At 72.2% G+C, this 23,011-nt stretch carries 20 protein-coding genes; 13 read left to right on the top strand and 7 right to left on the bottom strand.

The features are described from left to right. From H0487_RS03615 to pgfA, 7 genes are all read left to right on the top strand, one after another. A partial coding sequence (locus H0487_RS03615) for an alpha-(1->3)-arabinofuranosyltransferase domain-containing protein (RefSeq protein ID WP_183092863.1) occupies positions 1-2,811 on the top strand: 2,811 nt, incomplete at its 5' end. Next, positions 2,808-4,559 carry a hypothetical protein gene (locus tag H0487_RS03610; protein ID WP_183092862.1) on the top strand — a complete coding sequence of 584 codons (1,752 nt, stop codon included), beginning with the start codon at positions 2,808-2,810 and terminating at the stop codon, positions 4,557-4,559. The genes H0487_RS03615 and H0487_RS03610, both read left to right, overlap by 4 nt. Next, positions 4,556-6,274 (top strand): MmpA family trehalose lipid delivery protein, encoded by a 1,719-nt coding sequence (locus H0487_RS03605; protein WP_183092861.1) that lies wholly within the window; start codon positions 4,556-4,558, stop codon positions 6,272-6,274. Before H0487_RS03610 ends, H0487_RS03605 begins: the two co-directional genes overlap by 4 nt. Positions 6,275-6,332: 58 nt before the next feature. After that, positions 6,333-6,464, top strand: coding sequence for a hypothetical protein (locus tag H0487_RS23790; protein WP_281370598.1), 132 nt, complete (start codon positions 6,333-6,335; stop codon positions 6,462-6,464). 103 nt (positions 6,465-6,567) lie between these two features. Beyond that, complete coding sequence (locus H0487_RS03600) at positions 6,568-7,422, top strand: glycosyltransferase (protein ID WP_183092860.1); 855 nt, start codon at positions 6,568-6,570, stop codon at positions 7,420-7,422. A 1-nt stretch (position 7,423) separates the two neighbouring features. Next, positions 7,424-8,683 carry a glycosyltransferase family 4 protein gene (locus H0487_RS03595; RefSeq protein WP_183092859.1) on the top strand — a complete coding sequence of 420 codons (1,260 nt, stop codon included), beginning with the start codon at positions 7,424-7,426 and terminating at the stop codon, positions 8,681-8,683. Further along, positions 8,671-9,648, top strand: a complete 978-nt coding sequence (gene pgfA / locus H0487_RS03590) for a cell envelope lipid trafficking protein PgfA (RefSeq protein ID WP_183092858.1) — start codon at positions 8,671-8,673, stop codon at positions 9,646-9,648. The genes H0487_RS03595 and pgfA overlap by 13 nt, the downstream gene beginning before the upstream one ends. Positions 9,649-9,686: 38 nt before the next feature. Here pgfA and H0487_RS03585 read toward each other — a convergent pair whose 3' ends face one another. The 4 genes from H0487_RS03585 to H0487_RS03570 all read right to left on the bottom strand — a co-directional run bounded on the left by H0487_RS03585 (position 9,687) and on the right by H0487_RS03570 (position 14,963). After that, positions 9,687-10,736 (bottom strand): hypothetical protein, encoded by a 1,050-nt coding sequence (locus H0487_RS03585; RefSeq protein WP_183092857.1) that lies wholly within the window; start codon positions 10,734-10,736, stop codon positions 9,687-9,689. Next, positions 10,733-11,431 (bottom strand): class I SAM-dependent methyltransferase, encoded by a 699-nt coding sequence (locus H0487_RS03580; RefSeq protein WP_183092856.1) that lies wholly within the window; start codon positions 11,429-11,431, stop codon positions 10,733-10,735. The genes H0487_RS03585 and H0487_RS03580 overlap by 4 nt, the downstream gene beginning before the upstream one ends. A 97-nt stretch (positions 11,432-11,528) precedes the next feature. Next, positions 11,529-14,012 carry a hypothetical protein gene (locus tag H0487_RS03575; protein ID WP_183092855.1) on the bottom strand — a complete coding sequence of 828 codons (2,484 nt, stop codon included), beginning with the start codon at positions 14,010-14,012 and terminating at the stop codon, positions 11,529-11,531. A 120-nt stretch (positions 14,013-14,132) separates the two neighbouring features. After that, complete coding sequence (locus tag H0487_RS03570; protein WP_312855808.1) at positions 14,133-14,963, bottom strand: class I SAM-dependent methyltransferase; 831 nt, start codon at positions 14,961-14,963, stop codon at positions 14,133-14,135. A 136-nt stretch (positions 14,964-15,099) separates the two neighbouring features. On the opposite strand from H0487_RS03570, the gene rpsA reads away from it, so the two are divergent. Continuing rightward, complete coding sequence (gene rpsA / locus H0487_RS03565) at positions 15,100-16,578, top strand: 30S ribosomal protein S1 (protein ID WP_183092854.1); 1,479 nt, start codon at positions 15,100-15,102, stop codon at positions 16,576-16,578. A 78-nt stretch (positions 16,579-16,656) separates the two neighbouring features. Here rpsA and H0487_RS03560 read toward each other — a convergent pair whose 3' ends face one another. Further along, positions 16,657-16,812 (bottom strand): hypothetical protein, encoded by a 156-nt coding sequence (locus H0487_RS03560; RefSeq protein ID WP_183092853.1) that lies wholly within the window; start codon positions 16,810-16,812, stop codon positions 16,657-16,659. Positions 16,813-16,905: 93 nt separating this feature from the next. Here H0487_RS03560 and H0487_RS03555 point away from each other — a divergent pair, with 93 nt between their 5' ends. Beyond that, a complete protein-coding gene (locus H0487_RS03555) occupies positions 16,906-17,871 on the top strand; it encodes a helix-turn-helix domain-containing protein (RefSeq protein ID WP_183092852.1) in 966 nt (321 codons plus the stop codon). A gap of 6 nt (positions 17,872-17,877) precedes the next feature. After that, on the top strand, positions 17,878-18,705 hold the full coding sequence (locus H0487_RS03550) for a CE1 family esterase (RefSeq protein WP_183092851.1): 828 nt from the start codon (positions 17,878-17,880) through the stop codon (positions 18,703-18,705). On the opposite strand, the gene H0487_RS03545 is transcribed toward H0487_RS03550, so the two are convergent. Then, positions 18,662-19,945 (bottom strand): class I adenylate-forming enzyme family protein, encoded by a 1,284-nt coding sequence (locus H0487_RS03545; RefSeq protein WP_183092850.1) that lies wholly within the window; start codon positions 19,943-19,945, stop codon positions 18,662-18,664. The genes H0487_RS03550 and H0487_RS03545 overlap by 44 nt on opposite strands. Before the next feature lie 35 nt (positions 19,946-19,980). On the opposite strand from H0487_RS03545, the gene coaE reads away from it, so the two are divergent. The 3 genes from coaE (at position 19,981) to H0487_RS03530 (ending at position 21,893) form a co-directional block, all read left to right on the top strand. Further along, entirely contained in the window at positions 19,981-20,580 is a 600-nt protein-coding gene (gene coaE / locus H0487_RS03540; RefSeq protein ID WP_183092849.1) for a dephospho-CoA kinase, read from the top strand. A gap of 224 nt (positions 20,581-20,804) precedes the next feature. Then, the gene (locus tag H0487_RS03535) at positions 20,805-21,116 is read left to right on the top strand and encodes a hypothetical protein (RefSeq protein ID WP_183092848.1); all 312 of its coding nucleotides are present in this window, start codon (positions 20,805-20,807) and stop codon (positions 21,114-21,116) included. 177 nt (positions 21,117-21,293) lie between these two features. Continuing rightward, positions 21,294-21,893, top strand: a complete 600-nt coding sequence (locus H0487_RS03530) for a hypothetical protein (RefSeq protein WP_183092847.1) — start codon at positions 21,294-21,296, stop codon at positions 21,891-21,893. Positions 21,894-21,978: 85 nt separating this feature from the next. On the opposite strand, the gene H0487_RS03525 is transcribed toward H0487_RS03530, so the two are convergent. Beyond that, entirely contained in the window at positions 21,979-22,941 is a 963-nt protein-coding gene (locus H0487_RS03525; RefSeq protein WP_183092846.1) for a sigma-70 family RNA polymerase sigma factor, read from the bottom strand. Between the last annotated feature and the right edge of the window lie 70 nt (positions 22,942-23,011).

Here is a 23,011-nt window from a genome sequence, read left to right as displayed (position 1 = left end):
CTGGTGGTCCTCGTCCTGGGGCGTCCCTACGTCCAGGGCGACACCCGCACGCCGGGCTGGGACGCGCTGCCCGACCACTGGCAGCAGGCGCAGGCCTACCTCGACGAGCACGCTCCCGGCGGCACCGAGGGCGGGCGGACCCTCGTGGTCCCCGGGGCGCGCTTCGCCCAGCACGAGTGGGGCTGGACGCTCGACGAGCCGCTCGCGATCCTCGGCGGCGTGCCGGTGGTGAGCCGCAGCCAGGTGCCGCTGATCCCCGGGGAGTCGATCCGCTACCTGTCGGCGCTCGACCAGGTCATCGCGACCGGCCGCGCGACCGAGGCGCTCGTCGAGGAGCTGTCCCGGGCCGGGATCACCCACGTGGTCCTGCGCCGCGACCTGCTTCGCGGCGTGACCGACTCCCCGCACCCCGGAGCGACGGCGGTCTCGCTGGCCCGGGCGGGCCTGGAGCGGGTCGCCGGGTTCGGGCGCACCAGCGACGGTGCCGCCGAGGTCGAGGTCTTCGCTGTGCCCGGCCGGCTGCCGGTGCTGCGTGCGACCGTCCTCGACGACGTGCTGACCGTTCGCGGCGCGTCCGACAGCGTGCTCGCGCTCCAGGGCGGGGGCCTGCTCCCTGCGGACGTGCCGACGGTGGTGGAGGGGGAGGACGGCTGGGACGGGGTCGCCGACGTCGTCACCGACACCGACCAGCGACGCGAACGCGCGTTCGGCAACAACGACGAGTCCCTCTCGGCGGTGATGACCGCCGACGAGGCCTACCGGGTCGACCGGGCGGTGCACGACTTCCCGGGTGGCCCCGGCGGACCGGGCGACGAGGTGGTCGCCGACTACGACGGGCTCCGGTCGGTCACCGCCTCGTCGTCCCAGGGCTATGCCGACAACTTCGGCCCGGTGCTGGTCCAGGCCGGCCCGGCGGCCGCCGTCGACGGTGACATCGACACCCGCTGGGTGAGCTCGCTCGCCGGTGACCCCGACGAGCAGTGGCTGCGTCTCGACCTCGACGTGCCCCGTCCGGTCCGCACCGTCACCGTCACGCCCGTCGCCGACGACCCGCTCGTGGCCCCGATCCGGACCCTGGAGGTGGTGGCCGGCGACCAGGTGGTGCGCGTCGACGTCAACACCTCGGGCGCCCCGGCCGTGGTCGAGCTCGACGGCAGCGAGGTCGAGGCAGTCGAGGTCCGGGTCGTCGACGCGGCGACCGCCGATCGCGGTGCCCGGGTCGGCCTGCGCGAGGTGGAGGTCGACGGCCTCCGGGCCGAGCGCACGCTCGTCCTCCCGCGCAGCGTCCCCGACGGTGCGTCCTGGAGCCTCACCACCACCCCGGGCCGGCGCGCCTGCTTCGTCGTGCTCGGGGCACCCGAGTGCGACGTCGCCCGGATCCGGGTCGCGGAGGAGAAGTCCGGGCTCGACCGCTCGTTCGCGCTCGACGACAGCCAGGAGGTCGCGCTCACCGGCCACGTGGTCGCCCGGAGCACGCCGGAGGCTGCCCGGCTGCTCGACCGTGTCGAGCGCCGGCCACCGGTGACGGCCTCGTCGATCTTCGGCCAGGACCCCCGCGTCGCGCCCCGTTTCGCCTACGACGGCCAGCCCACGACGGCGTGGGTCTCCGACGACGGAGACCTCTACCCGACCCTGACCTTCCGGTGGAAGCGGCCGCGGACGATCACCGGTCTCACCGTGACGTCGGGGGAGGACGCGCCGGTCGGCGCGGTCGTCACCGCCCGCGGGGACACCCAGCGGGTCGCGCTCACCGGGGACACCGCCGTCGCGATCGACCCGGTCCGGACCCGGACGCTCGTCGTGCGGTTCGAGAAGGAGCCCGGCGCCGGCCACGTCGTCGTACCGGAGATCAGCCTCACGGGCTGGAACGTCACCCGTCCGCTGGACGTGACCACCCCGACCGGTGCGATCTGCGGGTTCGGGCCGCTGCTGTTCCTCGACGGCCGCCGGATCTCGACCCGCGTCTCGGGCACGATGGCCGACGTCGTCAACGGGAGCCCGCTCGCGTTCGAGGCCTGCGACCCGCGCACCGGCGACCCGCTCGACATCGACCTGGAGCCCGGCCAGCACCGACTTCACGCGACGCCGACCTCGGAGTTCGAGGTCATCGACGTGCTGGCGACCGACACGGGGGCGCCGGCGGTGACCGCCGAGCAGCGCGACGTGCGGATCGAGCAGTGGGGCAGCACCCGCCGCACCGCGGTCGTCGCGCCCGGGGACGCCGCTCTGCTCTCGGTCCCGGAGAACTTCAACGACGGCTGGGTCGCCGAGGTCGACGGCGAGGCGCTCGACCCGGTGCGGGTCGACGGCTGGCAGCAGGGCTGGGTGCTGCCGGAGGGTGCGGACGATGCCACGGTCGAGCTGCGTTACCGGCCCCAGGCGACGTACGACGTGATCCTGCCGCTCGGCCTGGCCGTCAGCGGGTCCCTGCTCCTCGGGGCGCTCCTCATCGGCCTGCTGTCGTTGCGCCGGCGCGGCCGCCACGAGGATCAGGCCGCCTCCGCGGCGTGGCCGGCGGCCGAGCCGCCCGGTCGTGTCCTGTGCGGTGTCGCCGCCGGGTCGGGGTTGCTGCTGCTCGGGCCGGTGGCGACGGTCGGCCTGGTGCTCGGCGTGGTCGGCTCGACCCGCGCGGGCTGGGTCCGGCTCGCGTCCGGTGCCGGGGTGCTGCTGGCGCTGTCGGGCGTGCTCGACGCGCTCGGCCGGCCGGAGGCGCTGGAGGGCCCGGCCGACCTGGTCGCCGCGATCGGGGTGGGCGTGCTCGCCGGGCTCGTGCTCGGTGCGCCCCGTGCCCCCGCGAGGAGCGGGTCATGAGGAGCTGGCGGGGCCGCGAGGGCGCGGCGGCGATCGGGGTCATCGCGGTGATGATCGTGGTCCGGGGCAAGCTGCTCGCGGGCTCCTACTTCAACCAGGACGACTTCTACATGACCGGGCGGGCCTACCGCTCGGACCTCACGTGGGGCTACCTGTTCTCCGACTTCGCCGGTCACGTGAACCCGTTCCAGCAGCTCACGCTCTGGGTGGTCGCCCACCACGCGCCGTACGACTGGCCGGTCATCGCGGCCGGGATCCTGCTCGTCGACCTCGCCGCCACCGTCCTGGTCTGGTTGATCCTGTCGCGGCTGCTCGGCGCGGGCTGGTCGCGGGTCGTGCTGCTCGCCGTGTTCGCGTGGGCGCCGATGACGCTGGTCCCCACGCTGTGGTGGAGCGCGGCGATGTTCCTCTGGCCCCACGTCCTGTGCTCGCTGGCCGCGATCTGGTTGCTGGTGCGCTGGCGCCAGGGCGACGGTCGTGCCTGGGTCAACGGGGCCGGGATCGTGCTGGTGACGGCGGTCGCCCTGCTCTGGCACGAGCGAGCCGTCCTCATCCTGCCCCTGCTGTTCGGCGTCGCTGTCGCGCTCGCCGACGAGGCGACCGGGTGGCGCCGGCTCACCGCGGCGCTGGGGCGTTTCCGGTGGCTCTGGCTCGCCACCGCCGGAGCGGTGGCGGGGTTCCTCGTCCTCCACGGGATGCTCACCGACGTCGAGGGCGGCGGCGGCACGGCGCGTCAGCAGGTCGAGGTGTCGTGGTCGTTCGTGGGCCGCAGCGTCGTCCCCGGGCTCGTGGGCGGACCCTGGGACGGGGCGCCGCTCGGTGGCGCCGTCGTGCCGGCGACGTGGGTCACCGTGGTGAGCATCGTCCTGGTGGTCGCGGTCGCGGGCCTGCTCCTGTGGCGCGGCGGCCCCGCTCGGCGGTGGGGCCTCGCGGTGCTGGTCGGCTACGTCGCCGCCGACCTCGGGCTCCTGCTCGCCGGTCGTTCCGGGTTCGGTCAGATCATCGGTCTCGACCCGCGCTACTCCGCCGACACGCTCCACGCCGCGGTGGTGTGCGTCGCGCTCAGCCTGCGCGGGGCCCCGGACTGGTCGCTGCTCGCGAGCCGCCGGGCCCGTTCGGTGCTGGCGGGCGTCCTGGTGGCGTCGTACGGCGTCGCCAGCGGCTTCGGCACCGCGTTGCTGGTCCCGCACTTCCAGAACACCGCCGACCGCGACTACGTGACCCACCTGCGCGACGACCTGGCCGCCGACCCCACCCAGGTGGTCGTCGACGGCGAGGCGCCCCCCGAGCTGGTACTGCCGCTCGTGGGGGAGGACAACCGGTTCTCGGTGATCTTCGGGCCGCTCCCGGAGCGACCGGCCTTCGACGGGCCGTCGCCCCGGCTGCGGGTGATCGGTCCGGACGGCGGCCTCGAGCCGGTCGTGCTCGCCGGGTCGGTCCCGAGCCGAAGGGGGCCGGACGGCGACTGCGGTTACGGAATCACTGCGGGCACCAGGGCCGTGCGCCTGGCGGCACCGGTCGACGGGCGGCTCCTGCTCCGGGTCCGGTACTACGCAGGCGTCGAGTCGACGGTCACCGTCAGCGTGGACGACTGGACCGAGGACTTCCTGGCTCGCCGCGGACCCAACGAGGTGTGGCTGGTGCTCCCGGACGTCGCCGGGCAGGTCGACGAGCTGTGGTTCTCGGGCGACGGACGCGGCACCGTGTGCGTGACCGATGTCGGCGCGGGCCTGCCGGAGACGCCGTGAAGCGCCTCGCGCCGGGGACCGTCGCCGACCTCGCGTGGAGCGCGGGCCTGGCCCTCGTGGTGTTCGGCCCGCTCCTCCTCGGCCGGGGCTACTGGCTGTTCGGCGACATGGTCTTCGTCCCGGAGCAACCGTGGAAGGCGGCTTGGCTCGGCCTGGACGGCACCCTGCCCCGGGCGGTCCCCATGGACGCGCTGGTGTCCGTGGTGACCCAGGTGCTGCCCGGCAGCTGGGTCCAGCGGATGCTGCTCGTCGGAGGGTTCCTCCTCGGCGGCGTCGGCGTCGGCCGGGTCGTGCGCGAGCACGCCTGGTACGCCCGGGCCGCCGCGATCACCCTGCTGCTCTGGAACCCGTGGGTCTACGAGCGGCTGCTCATCGGCCAGTGGGCGATCCTCCTCGGCTACCTGGCGCTGCCGTGGGTCGTCCTGGCTGCGCGCCGGCTGCGCGCCGACCCGCGCCGCGGATGGCCGGAGGCCGCGGTCGCGCTCACCGTGGCGGCGGTCTGCAGCCCGTCGAGCGGCGTGATGGCGGCGGTCGTGCTCGCCGTCGTCGGCCTCACCCGTGACCGCCGGACCTGGCTGGCCGCGACCGCCGTGGCGGTGCTCGCCAACCTGACCTGGGTGGTGCCCTCGCTCACCGCGGACGCAGCCACGCTGTCGACCGACGGCGTCTTCGGCGACTTCGCGGCCCGTGCGGAGTCCGGTGCCGGGCTCGTGGCGAGCCTGCTGTCGCTGGGCGGGATCTGGAAGACCGCGATCCTCCCCGAGGCCCGGACGAGCACGGCGCTCGTCCTGCTGTCGTGCCTGCTCACCGTCGCCGCGGTGGCCGGCCTGCGCCGTGCCGTCAGCCGGCACCCGGGGGAGTGGCGCCGGCTCGCGGCGCTGGGCGCCGGCGCCTTCATCGTCGCGGCGGGACCCGCCGTTCCTGGTGCGGCCGAGCTGCTCGAGGACCTGGCCGCACGGATGCCCGGCCTGGCGTTGCTGCGCGACTCGCACCGCTTCCTCGCGCCGTTCGGGGTGGTGCTCGCGATCGGCGCGGCGGGAGCCGCGGCCGCCGTGAGCGAGCGGGTCCGGACGGGCCGGGAGGCGCTGTGGGCGGTGGTCGGCCTCGTCGTGGCGGCGCCCGTCCTGCTGCTGCCGGTCCTCGCCTGGGGTGCGGGCGGCGAGCTCGAGCGTTCGTTCTACCCGCGGGAGTGGGAAGCGGTCGCGGACGTGCTCGACGAGGACCCGGGCCGGGTGGTGGTGCTGCCGTGGGCGGGCTCCTACCGAGGGTTCGACTGGAACCACCGTCGCGCCGTCCTCGACCCGGCGCCGCGCTACTTCCCCGGCGAGGTCCTCGTCGACGACACCGTGCTGCTCGGCGAGGGCGGCGAGGGTTCGGTCCCGGCCGAGGACGCGCGGGTCTCGGAGGTACGCCGGGCGCTCGACGCCCGCGACCCGGAGGTCGCGCTGCGGGGGGCCGGGGTGCGCTGGGTGCTGGTCGAGAAGGGCATGTCCGAGGTCGACCCGCCCCCGGGCGAGGTGGTCCACGACGGGGAAGAACTCGTTCTCATCGACCTCGTCGCCGGAGATCCTGCGGCGGTTGAGAGCGACGACCGTGGTATCGGATCCGGGACAGTTGTCCTGATTGTTACCGGACACGCGGCGTCGTGGGTTTGCCTCCTGGCCGGATGGGCTGCCAGAATCCGACGTGGGAGAGACCTTCGTCACGTACAGTGAACGAGGGGTGCCGGCCGGTTCACCGGGACGGCACAGGTCTTTGGGAGGGGACCTTCGCATGAACATGTTCATTTCTGCGGTCGTCGGAGCACTTGCCGCATCAGCTGTCCTCGTCGGTGGCGTCAACGCTGTCGAGGGTGGCCAGAAGCCCGTTTCCAACGCGGAGCTCTACACCTACTCGAGCGAGTGATCGCGCCGACCGTCCGCAGCTGGGGAGCACGCGGACGGTCGGACCAGCCTCGACCCACGGGAGCGGGACGAGGCGATCACGCAGACGGCTTGGGAGGGTCCGGATGCTGCACATCGTCATTCCTGCGTACAACGAGGAGCTTCGGCTCCCGCGTACGCTCCACGCGCTGCGCCGCTACGTCGCGCAGCGTCGTTCGGTCCTCGGCGAGGTCGAGGTGCTGGTCGTCGACAACGCCAGCACCGACCGCACCGCCGAGGTGGCGCGGGCTGCCGACAGCACTGGTCTGCCGGTGCGGGTCGTCGAGTGCGCCCGCCGCGGCAAGGGTGCCGCGGTCCGTGCGGGGCTGCTCGCCAGCAACGCCGACCTGGTCGCCTTCATGGACGCCGACGGTGCGACCGACCTGACTGCGCTCGAGGACGCCTGGCGCCGGTTCCAGCTGGGGGCCGACGTCGTGATCGGTTCCCGCGCGGTCGACGGTGCGGTCGCCGAGGTGCGCAACTGCCGCACCCGCAGCGCTGGCGCCGCCGCCTACCGCCGGATCGCCCGGCGTCTCGTGCCCGGCATCGCCGACACCCAGTGCGGCTTCAAGGTCATCCGCGGCGGCATCGCCCGTGCGGTCGCCGTCGACCTCGAGGCGACCGGCTTCTCCTTCGACGTCGAGCTGCTGGTCCGGCTGCGTGCGACCGGTGCCCGGATCGCGGAGATCCCGGTGACCTGGACCGACGTCCCGGGCTCGACCTTCGTCCCGGCCCGACACGGCGCGGGTGCGTTCACCGAGCTCGCCCGGATCGCCTGGCGGACCCGGCGCATCGTCACCATCCCCGCTCCTGCGACCTCGATTTCCGGCAGGGCGACCACCAAGGCGCGTTCGCAGTCCCCCATGCCGCTGCCCGCCTCGGTCGCCCTGCCGGTCGCCATCGCCGTCCCCGCCGCCGCATCCCTGCTGAGCGAGGCCTGAGATGCGCCGCGCGCCGTCGTCCCTGCTGCCCCTCGGCCCGCTCGCGGGTCGTCGGGTCGTGCTGGTCAACTGGCGCGATCTCGACCACTCGCTGGCCGGGGGCTCGGAGATCTACGCCTGGCACTTCGCCCGGGCACTGCGCGAGGGTGGCGCCGAGGTCGAGTTCCTGACCGCGCGCGAGCCCGGTCAGCCCGCCACCTCGGTACGGGACGACATCGTCGTCCGCCGTCGGGGCGGGACGATCTCGTTCTACGCCCACACGGCGCTGCGGCTGCTCGCCCGCCGTCGCCAGGTCGACGCGGTCATCGACCCGTCGTGCGGCCTGCCGTCGTTCGCGCCCCTGTTCCTCCGTCGGCGCACGCCGGTGCTGCTGGTGATGCACCACGTCCACCAGGACCAGTTCGCCACCCGGTTCCCCGGGCCCGTCGCCGCCTTCGGCCGGTGGCTCGAGCGCAGCGTCATGCCGCGGGTCTATCGCCGTCGGCCGGTGGTCGGGGTGTCGCCCTCGACCGTCGAGGAGATGCGCGAGCGGCTCGGCTGGAGCGGTGACGTGGGCCTGCTCGCCAACGGCGCCGACCTGCCGCCGCTCGGCGCCGGTGACCCCGCCGCCAAGGACCCCGAGACCATCGCCGTCCTCGGCCGCCTGGTGACGCACAAGCGGGTCGACCTCGTGCTCCGGTCGGTGGCCGCGCTCGTCGCCCAGCGACCCGGGCTGCGCCTCGACGTCATCGGGGAGGGCCCCGAGCGCCCGCGGCTCGAGCAGCTCGCGGTCGACCTCGGGCTGACCGGCATCGTCACGTTCCACGGCTTCGTCGACGAGGCCACCAAGGGCCGGCTGCTCGACCGCGCCGCCGTCCACGTCTGCGCGTCCGACGCCGAGGGCTGGGGGCAGGCGGTGATCGAGGCCGCCGGCCACGGCGTCCCGACCCTGGCCCGCGACGTCCCGGGCCTGCGCGACTCGATCCGAGCCGGCGAGACCGGCTGGCTGGTGCCCGACGCCGCCGACCTCGACGAGGTGGGCCGCCGGCTCACCCAGCGCCTCGCCGAGGTGCTCGTCGAGGCCGCCGACCGGGCGTCCCGGGCCCGCTGGTTCGAGGCGAGCCAGACCTGGGCCCACCGATTCGACTGGTCCGAGATGCGCCGTCAGGCGCTGGACCTGGTCATCTGCGAACTCGCGGTGCGCACTCCCGTGCGCCCCGCTCAAGCACGCCCGCGAAACGAACGCGTGGCCGTCATGGGAGGAACGACATGCGTCGAATGATCGGACCGGTTCTCGTCGGACTGGGGGTGTTTCTCGTCGTCGCGGCCGGGCTGGCCCGCTTCTACGCCTACCCCGCGCTGGCCCGGGTGCCCGCCGGCTACAGCTCGGAGACCAGCCTGCAGGCCGACGGGGCTCAGGTCTTCAATTCCGACCCCTCGGTCCTCGCGGCCGAGACCCACGACCTGAGGATCACGTCCAAGACCAGCGAGGACGTCGACGCCGACGCCCCCGACGGTGCCGTGGTCTGGGTCAATGTCACCACGATCGACAAGGCGACGGGCGGCAACTTCCAGAAGTCGACCGAGCGCGTCGCGTTCGACGCCGTCACCGGCGAGGCCGTGGACTGCGCGAGCTGTGACACCTGGGTGGCCGAGGCCGACGGCGACGTCGTCGAGCAGGTGGCGACCGACTTCCAGGGCCAGATCTACAAGTTCCCGTTCGGCACCGAGAAGCAGACCTACGACGTGTGGGACGGCTCGACCGAGGAGACCGCTCCGGCGACCTACGAGGGCGAGGAGGAGATCCAGGGCCTCAAGGTCTACAAGTTCGTGCAGGTCGTCGAGTCGCAGGTCATCGACACCCGTGAGGTCCCCGGCAGCGTCTTCGGTGTCGAGGACGCGGTCCAGGCCGACATGCGGTACTCGATGATCCGGACCTTCTACGTCGAGCCGGTCACCGGTTCGCCGGTCCACCGGATCGAGGAGCGGACCCAAGAGCTGGTCTACGACGGCCAGGCCGTGCCCGCGTTCGTCGGCACCGTCTACTACACCGACGGCCAGGTCGACGACAACGTCGAGGCGGTCGGCAGCAAGGCGATGCTGCTCGGGGGCCTGCACCTGCTGTACCCCGTCGTCATGGTCCTGCTCGGCCTGCTGATGCTCGGCCTCGGCCTGGTCATCAACCGCCGGGTCGCGGCGCCGCTCGCCGACGGCGCACACAAGGATCGGCCGTTGGTCACGGCCTGACCCCCGATCTCCCAGGAGGGAGTGGGTGGGCGCCCGGATCAGCCGTCCGTGAGCCTGCCCCCGACGGGCTCGAGCAGTCGCTCGAGGCCGTCGGCGTCCCATGCCGAGGCTCGCGCGCGCAGACCGAGCACGGTGCGCCCGCGGTCGCCGACGACGCCCAGCGAGAGCCCGCTGCCGCCAGCCGTGACCGGGTGGAACGCGAGCCGGTCCACGTGCGGCGCGCTGACCTCGCCGAGGTGCGAGACCAGCAGGGTCGAGCCGAGCCGCGGCCCGAGGACCCGCATGCCGACGGCGCTGACCCGTCCGACGGCTCCGCTCCACGGGCGCCGTGTGCCGCCGCCGGGCGGCGCCTGGACGGGGGCGGTCCGCAGCGCGCGCTCGATGTCGAGCCGGGTCAGCCCCTCGACGTCCCGCAGCCGCAGCAGCGCGCTGCGGTCGGCGATGGGGGAGTCCGGGTCGGGGTCGCGGGTGACACCGACGGCGACGGCCACGTGTCGGGCCGCGCGGCCGAGCCCCTCCTCGTGGTCGACGACGGCGCGGACCGCCGCGTGCACCACGGCCGCCGTCCGGTAGGTCCCGGCGACCTCGAGGTCGCACAGGACGTCGCCCTCGGCCCGGGTCGCGCTCGGGGTCTCGCCCCGGGTCGACGGCCGAGGACGGGCCGGAGGGGACACGGCCGCCTCACCGAGCCGGCGGGCGATCGTCCCGAGCAGGCCGTGCTCGGCAGGCCTCTCGCCCACCCCGCGCGCGGTGGAGCGCACGGGCGCCAGGCCCAGACCGTCGAGGACCCGCAGCAGGCCGAGGCCGTCGACGGCGGCGTGGTGGGCGGACACGACCAGGTCGGAACCGGCGATCCCGACCACGACGGGCGCCGGGTCGGCCGCGGTCAGGGCCCGTCGGAGTGCAGCCGGGTCGGCTGCCGTCCGTACCGGCGGCGATGGCCAGCCGTGCGACGCCGCCAGGGCCTCGAGGTGCCCGGTGACCGTCGCGACGGCGGGTGGGTGGGGGAGCGACGCCGTGAGCAGGATCCGCCACCCGATGCTCGGATCGGCGACCCAGCGCTCCTGGGGAGACTCGGCGGAGGTCACGGCTTGTGCGCCGTCACCACCAGGCTGACCCCGGGGAGGCGGCGCAGCGGCAGGACCCGCTCGAGTGCCACCGCGGAGCGGAGCCCGGCGTTGAGGACCGGGCTGACCGGCTCCATCTCGCTCTCGGAGTCGTTGCGCTTGCGGCGACGGGCTCGGACGACCGGTCGCAGCAGCACGTTCCAGGACCACACGTCGTCGACCACCAGGCCGGCGCCGGTCACGACCGCGGCGAGCTCGTCTCGCTCGTAGCGTCGGAAGTGCCCCAGCGCGACGTCGTGGCCGCTCCACAGCTTCATGCTGCAGGGGACCGCGACGAGGGCCCGCCCCCCGGGACGGAGCACCCGGGCAGACTCCGCCGCGACCGCGTGGTCGTCCTCGATGTGCTCCCACACGTCGGTCGCCATCACCAGGTCGAACGTGGCGTCGGCGAACGGCATGCTGGTCGCGTCGCCACGGAGCACGTCGAGCCCGCGGGACGCGGCGATCCGGACCCCGGCCGGCGAGTACTCCAGTCCCGTGGTCGACCAGCCGAGCTCGGCGAGCACGGCCGTGTTGCCGCCGCCGGCGCAACCGACGTCGAGGGCGCGGCCGCGCGGCCACGACGACGTCGTACGACGCACCAGCGCGCGTCGCTCTGCGTACCACCAGTGCCGCTGCTCGAGGGCGGCTGACTTGGCGATCTCCTCGTCGTCCACGTCCTGACTCTATAAGTGCCTGGTGGACCGATACGGGAACGCCACGGGGGCACCGGCGTGGTGCCGGTGCCCCCGTGGGTCGATGCTGCTCGCGCTGTTATCCGATCGCCGTACGACCGGCCGGGAGGCGCGGGTTCTTCAGGCCGGAGTGGACGTCGGACGGGTCCGACTTGCCCTCGATCTCGCGGCCGTCGCTCACGCCGCCCTTGTCGGTGTCCCAGTTGGTCGGGTCCGACTTGCGGTTGTCGTGGGCGCCGTTGCGGCTGCCGGTGAACTCCGCCTTGTCACGCAGCCCGTCCCCGTCGGTGTCCTTGCGGAGCGGGTTGGACTTGCGCTTGCCGAGGAAGTAGCTGCCGCCCTGGCTGTCACGGACGATCACCTTCTGGCCGATCTTGATGCCTCGGACCTCTCGGTTGTCGCGCAGGCCGTCGTTGTCGGTGTCGGCGTCGCACGGGTCCGGCTTGACCAGTCCGATGGTCCGGCTCCGGGTCTTGCTGAACTGCACCTCCTGGTTGATCCGGATGCCGTTGACCTCAGCGCCGTCCCGCAGGCTGTCGCCGTCGGTGTCGGCGTCGAGCGGGTCGGTGCTCCCGGTCGAGCAGTTGGTGGGGCCGTTGATCTCGGTCCCGTCGCTCAGCCCGTCGTCGTCGGTGTCGGCGTCGTTGGGGTCGGTGCCGTGGGTCCCGGTCTCGGCACCGTCCAGCAGTCCGTCGTCGTCGCTGTCCTCGTCGAGCGGGTCGGTCGGCTCGTCGCCGTAGTCGTCGTTCGTCGAGCCGTCGACCTCGTCGCCGTCGTTGATGCCGTCGTCGTCGGTGTCGGCGTCGTTGGGGTCGGTTCCCAGGTCGCCTTCCTCGTCGTCGGTGAGGCCGTCGTCGTCGGCGTCGTCATCGAGGATGTCGTCGCTGCCGTCGAGCGGGTCGGTGTCCTGGTCGAGGACCTCGTCACCGTCGGAGACGCCGCCGTCGTCGGTGTCGGCGTCGTTGGGGTCGGTGCCGTGGTCGGTGACCTCGTCGCCGTCGGTGAGTCCGTCGTCGTCGCTGTCGGGGTCGAGCGGGTCGGTGGGCTCGTTGCCGTAGGTGTCGTTGGAGTCGCCGTTGACCTCGTCGCCGTCGGTGAGTCCGTCGTCGTCGGTGTCGGGGTCGAGCGGGTCGGTGCCGAGGCCGTCTTCCTCGTCGTCGGTGAGTCCGTCGTCGTCGGCGTCGTCGTCGACCAGGTCGTCACTGCCGTCGAGCGGGTCGGTCCCGTCGGTGTTGACCTCGATGCCGTCGGGCACGCCGCCGTCGTCGGTGTCGGCGTCGTTGGGGTCGGTGCCGTGGTCGGTGACCTCGTCGCCGTCGGTGAGTCCGTCGTCGTCGCTGTCGGGGTCGAGCGGGTCGGTGGGCTCGTTGCCGTAGGTGTCGTTGGAGTCGCCGTTGACCTCGTCGCCGTCGGTGAGTCCGTCGTCGTCGGTGTCGGGGTCGAGCGGGTCGGTGCCGAGGCCGTCTTCCTCGTCGTCGGTGAGTCCGTCGTCGTCGGCGTCGTCGTCGTCCACGGTGCCGGCCGTGTTGGGGCCGCAGTGCGCGTTGGCGAGACGGCCGGTGCTGCCGACGAGGGTGAGCTCCAGTGCGCGCACCGTGATCTCACCGGTGCTCGAGGGGGACACGGGCTCCTGGATGTTGACCGTTCCCGACACGACGCCACGGAGGGCATCGGTGAGAGCCGTGAGCAACGACGGCTCGAGGGCCTCGAGCAGGGTGTCGATCACGGTGTCCTCGAGCCCCGTGACGAGGACGTTGAGCGGCGCGAGCGCGCCGCCGAGGGTCTGCTCGAAGGTGTCGCGCAGCCCCTCGAGGACCCCGTCCACGAGGTCCTGCGGCGCCGTCACGGTGAGGGGAGCGTTGGCGCCGGTGCCGAGGTCGATGGGGGCACGCACCTGGGTCGAGCCGAGCTCGATCAGGATGTCGATCCCGGCGACCTCGGTGCTGCCGGTGGCCGCCAGAGGATCGGCGGTCGCCGTGCACTGCGCGGTGACGGCACCGATCTCGATCGACAGCGGTAGTGCCTGCTCGACCCCCGCGAGGGTGCTCTGGAGCGCGTCGTTGATCGGGTCGATGAGCGGCTGGAGTGCGGCCCGGACGGCGTCCTGCAGGAGCGGGTTGAGGGCCTGGACGACCGGGTCGAGGACCGTTCCGGAGTCGATGGTGTCCAGCCCGTCGAGGACGCCGTTGAGGTCGACGGCGTGGAAGTCCTCGATCGCGAGCGGCGCCGTGCCGGCGTTCGCCGACGAGCTGCCGTTGCCGGCCGAGGCCTCCTGGGTGAAGGTCGCGATCTGCTCGCCCTCGAAGGCGAGTCCGGCGCCGCAGCGGCCGGTCGGGGTCGCCTCCGCGGTGATGGCGGTGTCGTCCGCGTCGCACCGAGGACCGGTGTTGAGGATCGCGAGGATGCCATCGCCCTCGACGGCCTGGGCATCGGCGTGCCCGGTCGCGTCGTGGGTCGCGTGGGCGAGGGGCGGTTGGGCGAGGGTCAGTGCTGCCGCGGTCGCGGTGGCGGTGCCCAGAAGGGCAGCCACCCGCAGGCGCGACAAGGACCGGTGGTCAGACATGGGGGCGTCCTTAGAGTCTCATTGTTACCGAGCGCTTTGACGCTATCGGCAAGGTCCGCGAATTCGGCGACATTTCTGCGGATCAGGTGTACAAAACGGGGAAATGCCCTGATCCGATAATCAAATCAGCAGGTCGGCTCCGAAGATCGCGGTCCCCGGGGTCAGCCGCCCGCGCACCGCCGACCACCCACCCCAGAGTCGTTCGTGCTCGGCAGGCCATTCCGGCTCGAGCAACGTGGTCAGCCGGAAGCCGCCGTCAGCCAGCAGCGCGACCCAGTCCCCGAGGGTGCGGTGGTGCTCGGCGTACGCGATCACCCCGGTCTCGTTGTCGACCTCCACGTACGGCGTGCGGTCCCAGTACGACTGGGTCGCCGTCAGGCCCTCCTCCGTCGGGTCGTCGGGGAACATCCACCGGGTCGGGTGGGTGATCGAGAAGGCGAACCGGCCACCGGGGCGCAGGACCCGGGCGCTCTCCGCGACGGCGACGTCGATGTCCGCGATGAACTGCAGCGCGCCGAAGGCGCAGAAGACGATGTCGAAGCTCGCGTCGGCGAACGGGAGAGCCGTCGCGGTGCCACGCACGCTCGGTACGGCGACCCCGGTGGCGTCGTCGATCCGACGCGAGTGCTGGAGCTGGCGGTGGGAGAGGTCGAGGCCGATCGCCCGCCCGCCCTGGGTCCGGATCCAGCGCGAGCACTGCCCGGCGCCCGACCCGACCTCCAGGACGTCGCGGTCCGCGACCGTCCCCAGGACGCCGGCGTCGGCCTCGGTCAGGCCCTCCGGGCCCCACACGAACCCGACGTCGCCGAGGAAGTCGCCGTGCGTCGCCTGGTACTCGTCGGCGTACCGGTCCCAGTCAGGGCCGTTGGCACGGCGGGACTCCTCCTCGGTCACCGCCCGCCGGTGAGCCGTCACCGGGGGATGCGGCCAGTGCTGCTGGACCTGCTCCACGCTGAGAGGGTACGCCGCCGGTTGGACGCCGCACGGGGCACCCGCGTACCCTGGAATGTCGCGGTCGACCGACCGCTGCGCGCTGCCTCGGCGGCATCCCTACGACATCTGCCCACCCAAGGACTGAACCCTTTCAATGACGAGCACCCTCTCGACCCCTCTGTACAGCCAGTTCGACGACAACGCGCCCCAGGTCGCGGTCAACGACATCGGCTCGGAGGCGGACTTCCTGGCCGCTATCGACCAGACCATCAAGTACTTCAACGACGGCGACATCGTCGACGGCACGATCGTCAAGGTCGACCGTGACGAGGTCCTCCTCGACATCGGCTACAAGACCGAGGGCGTCATCCCCTCGCGCGAGCTCTCGATCAAGCACGACGTGGACCCCTCCGAGGTCGTCCAGGTCGGCGACAAGGTCGAGGCCCTCGTCCTCCAGAAGGAGGACAAGGAAGGCCGCCTGATCCTGTCCAAGAAGCGCGCCCAGTACGAGCGCGCCTGGGGCACGATCGAGGAGATCAAGGAGGCCGACGGAGTCGTCGAGGGCACCGTCATCGAGGTCGTCAAGGGCGGTCTCATCATCGACATCGGCCTGCGCGGCTTCCTGCCCGCCTCGCTGGTGGAGATGCGCCGGGTGCGCGACCTCCAGCCGTACGTCGGTCAGACCCTCGAGGCCAAGATCATCGAGCTCGACAAGAACCGCAACAACGTGGTCCTGTCGCGCCGTGCCTGGCTCGAGCAGACCCAGTCCGAGGTTCGCCACGGCTTCCTCACCCAGCTCCAGAAGGGTCAGATCCGCAAGGGTGTCGTGTCCTCGATCGTCAACTTCGGCGCGTTCGTGGACCTCGGCGGCGTCGACGGTCTCGTCCACGTCTCGGAGCTGTCCTGGAAGCACATCGACCACCCGTCCGAGGTCGTCACCGTGGGTGACGAGGTCACCGTCGAGGTCCTCGACGTGGACATGGACCGCGAGCGTGTCTCCCTGTCGCTGAAGGCGACGCAGGAGGACCCGTGGCAGCACTTCGCGCGGACCCACCAGATCGGTCAGATCGTGCCGGGCAAGGTCACCAAGCTGGTGCCGTTCGGTTCGTTCGTCCGCGTCGAGGAGGGCATCGAGGGCCTCGTCCACATCTCCGAGCTGGCCGAGCGCCACGTGGAGATCCCGGAGCAGGTCGTCCAGGTCAACGACGACGTCATGGTCAAGATCATCGACATCGACCTCGAGCGTCGCCGGATCTCGCTGTCCCTCAAGCAGGCCAACGAGACCACCGCTGCGGTCGACGTCGAGGAGTTCGACCCGACCCTCTACGGCATGCCGGCCACCTACGACGAGCAGGGCAACTACGTCTACCCCGACGGGTTCGACCCGGAGACCGGCGAGTGGCTCGAGGGCTTCGAGGAGCAGCGCGGCGTCTGGGAGGACCAGTACGCCAAGGCGCACGCTCGCTGGGAGGCGCACGTCAAGCAGCAGGCCGACGCCAAGCAGGCCGAGATCGAGGCCGGCGAGGCGACGTCGTACTCCTCCGACACCGGTGTGGCCGAGGAGGTCGGCGGTTCGCTGGCGTCCGACGAGGCGCTCCAGGCGCTCCGCGAGAAGCTGACCGGCGGCAACTGATCCACCGCTAGCACCACGCACGGAAGGCCCGCTCACCTCACGGTGAGCGGGCCTTCCGGCTTTGTGCGGGGACGGCGGTCAGCGGGTCGACAGGACCGAGGCCGGGGGGAGGAAGTCGGCGTCGGTGCGGTGGGACAGGGGAGCGGGCCGGGGGCCGCGGGCGTCGCGCCAGATCATGTACATCGTGCCGGCGACGGACGACAGGATGACGAGGAGGAGGAATGCGGTGGTCATGGCAGAAAGTCTGCGCCTCTCGTGATCCTGCCACCAGTGGCAGAAAAGCCGCCTAACGTTGATTTGCTGCCATACCCGTGCGAGCATGGCGCGATGCTGACCAACGTGGCTGTCCTCGCCTACGAGGGCGTGGCGCCGTTCGAGCTCGGCGTGCTCTGCGAGGCCTTCGGGCTCGACCGCACCGAGCACGGCGTGCCCCGGCTGGAGTTCGCCGTCTGTGCTGCCTCTCCCGAGCCGATCCCGACGACGATGGGCTTCTCCCTCCAGGTCAACGAGGGACTCGACCGGGTCCGCGACGCCGACCTCGTCGCCGTGCCCGCGGTCCCCCGCAGCAAGACGGTCCCGAGCGAGGTCATCGATGCCATCCGCGAGGCCTACGACCGCGGTGCGCGCATCCTGTCGGTCTGCAGCGGAGCGTTCGCGCTCGGCGAGGCCGGACTGCTCGACGGCCGCGAGTGCACGACGCACTGGATGTACACCGAGGAGCTCCAGCGCCGGTTCCCCAGTGCCAAGGTCGTGCCCGAGGTGCTCTACGTCGACACCGGTCAGGTCGTCACCAGCGCCGGGACGGCAGCCGGCCTCGACGCCTGCCTCCACATCTGGCGACAGGAGTACGGCGCCGCGGTCGCGAGCATGATCGCCCGGCGCGCCGTCGTACCGCCCCACCGCGACGGTGGGCAGGCTCAGTTCATCGCGCGTGCCGTGCCCGACTGCGACGCCGACACCCTCCGGCCGCTGCTCACCTGGATCCTCGAGAACCTCGCCGAGGAGCACAGCGTCGACTCGCTCGCCCGGCGCGCCCTGATGTCGTCGCGCACGTTCGCGCGGCGGTTCCGCGACGAGCTCGGCACGACGCCGCACAGCTGGGTGACCGCCCAGCGGGTCGCCGCCGCCGAGGAGCTGCTCGAGACGACCGAGCAGCCCGTCGAGTGGATCGCCGGCGAGGTCGGCTTCGGGAACGCGGCCGCGTTGCGCCATCACTTCCAGCGGGTCCGGGGCGTCAGCCCCCAGCAGTATCGCCGGACGTTCTGCCCAGCCCCGCGCGACCAGGCTTCCTGACGGGTCATGACGACCGCTCGACGACAGGGTGCCCTCGGGGCGCTGATCGTGCTCCTCGTTGGCGTGCTGGGCGCGGGGAGCACGCTCCCGACGACGGCCACCGCAGCGCAGGGTCCGACCATCTCCTGGGACACGACCAAGCGCACCTTCGCGGACGGCCGCACCTACTTCGCCCGGGTGCCCACGTGCCGTCCGGCGGACTCCGAGGCGTGCGTCGAGTTCCTGGGCCGCCGTCGTGCCGTCGTGGTGTTCCTGCACGGCGCAGGAGGGGCCGAGGACCGGGAGACGGCCGACGGCTGGCTCGGCGGGCTGCACGCGATCAGCAGGGAGACGATCTTCGTCTTCGCCGTCAGCAAGGACGGGTCGATGCGCTGGGACGCCGGGTTCTGCTGCACCGAGGAGCCGGTCGACGACGTGCGCTACCTCGAGCGGGTCATCACCAACATCGATGGCCGCTGGCCCGTCGACCGCGACCGGGTCGGCATGATGGGGCTCTCCAACGGCGGCATGCTGGCGCTGCGCGTGGCGTGCGAGCGGCCCGACCTCGCCGCGACGGTGGCCGGGCTCGCCGCGACCTATCCCGGCAGCTGCGACACCGCGAAGGTGCGGATCGGCCAGTGGCACGGCGCCCAGGACCCGACGGTGCCGCTCGACGGCGGGACGGTGACGATCCTCGGGGCCGAGCGGACGCTCCCGTCGGTGGCGTCGTTGGCCGCGCGGATGCGGGGCGGGTCGCTCTACTGGCTCCGTGTCCTGCCGCGTCAGGGCCACACGATGGCGTGGGCGCAGTTCAAGCAGGCGACCCGCTGGATCCTCGCGAACTTCCCTGACTGAGCTCGTCGCGTCGTACCTTGCCGGTGAGCGTCCGGGGCAGCTCCTCGCGGAAGACCCAGGTCTTGGGCCGCTTGGGCGGGGCCAGGTGGCTGCGGGCGTACGACGCCAGCGTCTCCTCGCTGACGTCGCCGACGACCGCCGCGCACACCCGCTGTCCCCAGTCCGCGTCCGCCTCGGCGTAGACGGCCACGTCGGTGACGCCGGGGCAGGCGCCGAGCACCTGCTCGACCTCGGTCGGGTAGACGTTGACGCCGCCGCTGATGATGAGGTCCTCCCGGCGGCCGTCGAGGAAGACGTAGCCGTCCTGGTCGATGCGGCCGTGGTCGCCGACGGTGAACGCCGGGCCGTCCGGCGTCGTGCGCCACGCCGCCGCGGTCTTGTCCGGGTCGCCGTAGTAGGTGAAGCGGGCGAAGTCGGGGACCACGCACCACAGCGTGCCGTCGGGGTCGGCAGCGAGCAGCCGTCCGGGTCGGGCGCGGCCGACGGTGCCCGGGCGCTGCTCCTGCTCCTCGCTGCGACAGGCGGTGAACTGGCCCTCGGTCGAGCCGTAGAACTCCCAGGTCGACCCGGGCGGGAACACCTCGACCAGCCGGCGCTTGACGTCGGTTGGGCACGGGGCGCCCGCGTGGGCGACCAGCCGGAACGAGGAGAGGTCGGGGACCCCCGCGTCCTCCCAGTGCGCGAACAGGCGCTGGAGGTGGGTCGGGACGCAGAACATCGTGGTCGGCCGCTCGGCGATGATCGCGGCGGTCACCGCCTCCGGGTCGAAGGGGCCGGGGATCACGACCCGCCCGCCTGCCAGCACGGTGCCGAGCGCGAACCGCAGCGGAGCGGAGTGGTAGAGCGGGCTCAGCACCAGGTTGACGTCGTCGGCCCTGAAGCCCCAGAGGTCCCGCTCCTCGGCGACGAGCGCGGCCGCGGCCGGCGGGTCCAGCAGCCCGGACCAGACGCCCTTCGGGGTACCGGTCGTGCCGCTGGTGCAGTGCATCGGGCGGCCTCGCGGCAGGCCGGGCGGCGGCAGGCCGGCGGCCAGCCGGGCGAGTGCGACCTCGTCCTCCACCACGAGGGTCGGCTCCAGGGCGGCGAGGATCCGGGCACGCTCGGAGGTCGTCAACCGTGGGTCCAGGGGGATCGGGAACACCCCGGCGGTGAGCAGCCGGTGGACGAGGTCCAGGTAGGCGTGCGAGCCGGGCACCAGCAGCGCGACCCGGTCGCCCTCGGTCAGTGCTCCCTGCTCCACGGCGTCACCCTAGAGGCCACCAGTAGGGTCGCCGTGTGCGGATCGGACTGACCGGGGGAGTGGCCTCGGGGAAGAGCACCGTGTCGGGCATCCTGCGCGAGCTGGGGGCGGTCGTCATCGACGCCGACCAGTTGGCGCGCGAGGTGGTCGCCAAGGGGTCGCCCGGGCTGGAGAAGGTGGTCGCGGCGTTCGGGCCCGAGATCCTGACCGCGGACGGCGAGATGGACCGCCCGGCCGTGGGCGCGATCGTCTTCGGCGACGAGGAGAAGCGGCGGTTGCTGGAGAGCATCGTGCACCCGCTCGTCTTCGAGCGGATCATCGCGCTCGAGTCGGCGACGACGGCCGACGACCTCGTCGTCCACGACATCCCGCTGCTGGCCGAGTCCGGCCGGGCCGACACCTTCGACGCCGTGATCGTCGTCGACGCCCCGACTGAGGTCCAGGTCGAGCGGATGCTGACCGACCGCGGCTGGACCCGCGAGGACGCCGAGTCCCGGATCGCCGCCCAGGCCACCCGCGAGGACCGCCGCGCCATCGCGACGTACGTCATCGACAACACCGGGACGCTCGCGGATCTCCGGCAGCGGGTGACGGAGGTCGTCGCCGAGCTGCGGACCGGGCCGACGGCGCCCTGACGGCGTAGCCAGAACCTCGAGAACTGAGAGCTTTCGAGAAACCTGCCGGAACCGCGTAAGGAAACCGCCCTCCCGCACGTCCACGTGACATCAGGTTGATGTCGATCGGGAGGCGTGATTCAGATGGTGCGTGGTTCATCGGCGTGCGAAGGGCTTCGGGGACGATGGCAACGCGATCGTCCCTTCAGGGTGTCTCGTCCCCTGGTGGTGGCATCGATCGTCCTGTGCACAGGGGATGCGGCGGCGTCGAGTACTCGTCCCACAATTGGACCAACCTCAACAACGACGACGACTGGTGGCAGGGGCCCCGAGAGCTCGGCTACACCACGTGTGACGTCGTCTTCTACTGGTGGGAGGACGACGGTGGGAGCTCCGACTACGAGCTCTCCTACGCCGGCTTCAGCCTCGGAGTCCAGATGGACGACGACGACGACAAGATCGGCGGCGTCCGGCTGCCCTATAGCGCTTTCGCAGGAGCCGGCGCGGACAAGTGGGATCCGTACGAGTGGGACGACCTGACGCAGTGGACCGACTAGTTGATCTTCGCTGAACTCGAAATGACCCATTCGGACGTTTCCGGACAGGAGCAGCTCATGGAACCCAGTGCACCTTCATCACGCGAGCGCGAACAGCGGTTCCCCGTGGCCGAATCAAGTGGGGGTCATCCCGCACAATCGGTACGCCGACCGTTCCGCCTTCGACTTCGATGGTGGGTGGCTGCGGGCCTTTCCGGCGCCGTCGCGGTCGCGTTCTCGAGCCTGCTTCTCGACGGAGGCTCGGCGTACGGGTCGTGGACGCCGAGGCCGGTGCCGCTCTCGGACGTGGCCGCCGGCAGGGCCGCTGCCACCTGCAGCGGCGTCTTCGGGGTCCCCGAACAGGGCGCACGTGTCGCGCTGGCAGAGCGACGCGGAGAGTGGACCTACGTCGTCGTCGCCGGCCCAGGGAGGGAGGCCGTGTGCCTCATGCCCAACGACCTCGTGGGACGCTCGGCGGGCGAGCGGCGAGCCTTCTTCGGGACCTACCATCCCGTCGCGGTCGACGTTCCGGTCGTGGCCCCCGGCCACGTCAGGGTGACGGAGGGCATGGAGGGCAGCACCGAGGAGGGCTGGTTCATCTGGTTCCACGGCTACGTCGGCAGCGACGTCGTCGGTGTCACGGTCCACACCTCGACAGGCCTCGACATCGAGGCGTCGGTGGCGGGCGACCGCTTCGCGGCCTGGTGGCCGTCGGTCGAGCCGGACTCCGAGCACCCCTCCGAGACGTGGACCTACACGGCGCACCTCGCCGATGGCAGCACCCGACGCCTCGGCTGACACAGCAACCCGCCCCGGACGCGCGACGACCTCCGTCACCGGGTGACGGAGGTCGTCGTAGAGCTGGCGAGCCGGTCGAGCTGACTCAGGCGGCCATGTCGGGGTCGCCGAGGCGGCGCAGCTTCTGCAGTGCCTCGCGCTCGAGCTGGCGCACGCGCTCGGCGGAGATGCCGTGCTTGGCGCCGATGTCGGCGAGCTTGTGCTGGCGGCCGTCGACCAGGCCGTAGCGCGACCGGATGATGTCGGCGGCCCGCTCGTCGAGCTGGTTGACCAGCGTGTTGAGCCGGTCGCGTGCCTCGGTGTCGAGGAACGTCAGGTCAGGGCCGGGGGCGGTCTCCTGGGCCATCAGGTCGCCGAGCGAGGTGTCGCCGTCCTCGTCGACCGGGGTGTCGAGGCTGACGTGCTCACGGCCCCACGACATCAGGTCGAGAACCCGCTCGAGCTCCATGCCGAGCTCGGTGGCGATCTCCTCGGGGTTGGGCTCGCGGCCGAGCTGACGCTCGAGGGTACGGCGGGCACCGCCGACCTGGTTGAGCTCCTCGACCACGTGCACAGGCAGCCGGACCACACGGGCCTGCTGGGCGATGCCGCGAGTGATCGCCTGCCGTACCCACCACGTTGCGTAGGTCGAGAACTTGTAGCCCTTGGCGTAGTCGAACTTCTCGACCGCGCGGATGAGGCCGGTGTTGCCCTCCTGGATCAGGTCGAGCATCGGCATCTGCGCGCGACCGTACTTGCGGGCGATGGAGACGACCAGACGCAGGTTGGCGTTGATGAACTCCGTCGTCGCCCGCTGGCCCTCCTCGGCGATCCACTCGAGCTCCTCACGGGTCGCGCGCTTGGGCGCGCCGCCCTTGGCGCGGGCGACACGGCCCTCGTCGAGCAACGACTGGGCGTAGAGACCTGCCTCGATCGTCTTGGCGAGCTCGACCTCACGGGCGGCGTCGAGCAACGGGGTGCGGGCGATCTCGTCGAGGTACAGCCCGACGCTGTCGCGCCCCTCGATCTCTCGTCCTCCGCGCCTGCTGGCCACTGCTGCTGCTGCCATCGCCACCCTCCTTCGCGTACACCCGCTCCTGCAGGAGTACTTCGTCTCCAACGCACTTTCGGATGGTGGT

The sequence above is a fragment of the Nocardioides stalactiti genome, from assembly GCF_014180715.1.
Taxonomy (GTDB): domain Bacteria; phylum Actinomycetota; class Actinomycetes; order Propionibacteriales; family Nocardioidaceae; genus Nocardioides; species Nocardioides stalactiti.
Note: the sequence above shows the minus strand (reverse complement) of the source record. Positions and strands in the feature narration are given on the sequence as shown.

Bases quoted from the DNA above. Each gene is read 5' to 3' on its own strand.
- H0487_RS03595 (WP_183092859.1), top strand. From the start codon at position 7,424: ATGCGCCGCGCGCCGTCGTCCCTGCTGCCCCTCGGCCCGCTCGCGGGT.
- rpsA (WP_183092854.1), top strand. From the start codon at position 15,100: ATGACGAGCACCCTCTCGACCCCTCTGTACAGCCAGTTCGACGACAAC.
- H0487_RS03610 (WP_183092862.1), top strand. From the start codon at position 2,808: ATGAGGAGCTGGCGGGGCCGCGAGGGCGCGGCGGCGATCGGGGTCATC.
- H0487_RS03600 (WP_183092860.1), top strand. From the start codon at position 6,568: ATGCTGCACATCGTCATTCCTGCGTACAACGAGGAGCTTCGGCTCCCG.
- H0487_RS03555 (WP_183092852.1), top strand. From the start codon at position 16,906: ATGCTGACCAACGTGGCTGTCCTCGCCTACGAGGGCGTGGCGCCGTTC.
- H0487_RS23790 (WP_281370598.1), top strand. From the start codon at position 6,333: ATGAACATGTTCATTTCTGCGGTCGTCGGAGCACTTGCCGCATCAGCT.
- pgfA (WP_183092858.1), top strand. From the start codon at position 8,671: ATGCGTCGAATGATCGGACCGGTTCTCGTCGGACTGGGGGTGTTTCTC.
- H0487_RS03575 (WP_183092855.1), bottom strand. From the start codon at position 14,012: ATGTCTGACCACCGGTCCTTGTCGCGCCTGCGGGTGGCTGCCCTTCTG.
- H0487_RS03550 (WP_183092851.1), top strand. From the start codon at position 17,878: ATGACGACCGCTCGACGACAGGGTGCCCTCGGGGCGCTGATCGTGCTC.
- H0487_RS03525 (WP_183092846.1), bottom strand. From the start codon at position 22,941: ATGGCAGCAGCAGCAGTGGCCAGCAGGCGCGGAGGACGAGAGATCGAG.
- H0487_RS03560 (WP_183092853.1), bottom strand. From the start codon at position 16,812: ATGACCACCGCATTCCTCCTCCTCGTCATCCTGTCGTCCGTCGCCGGC.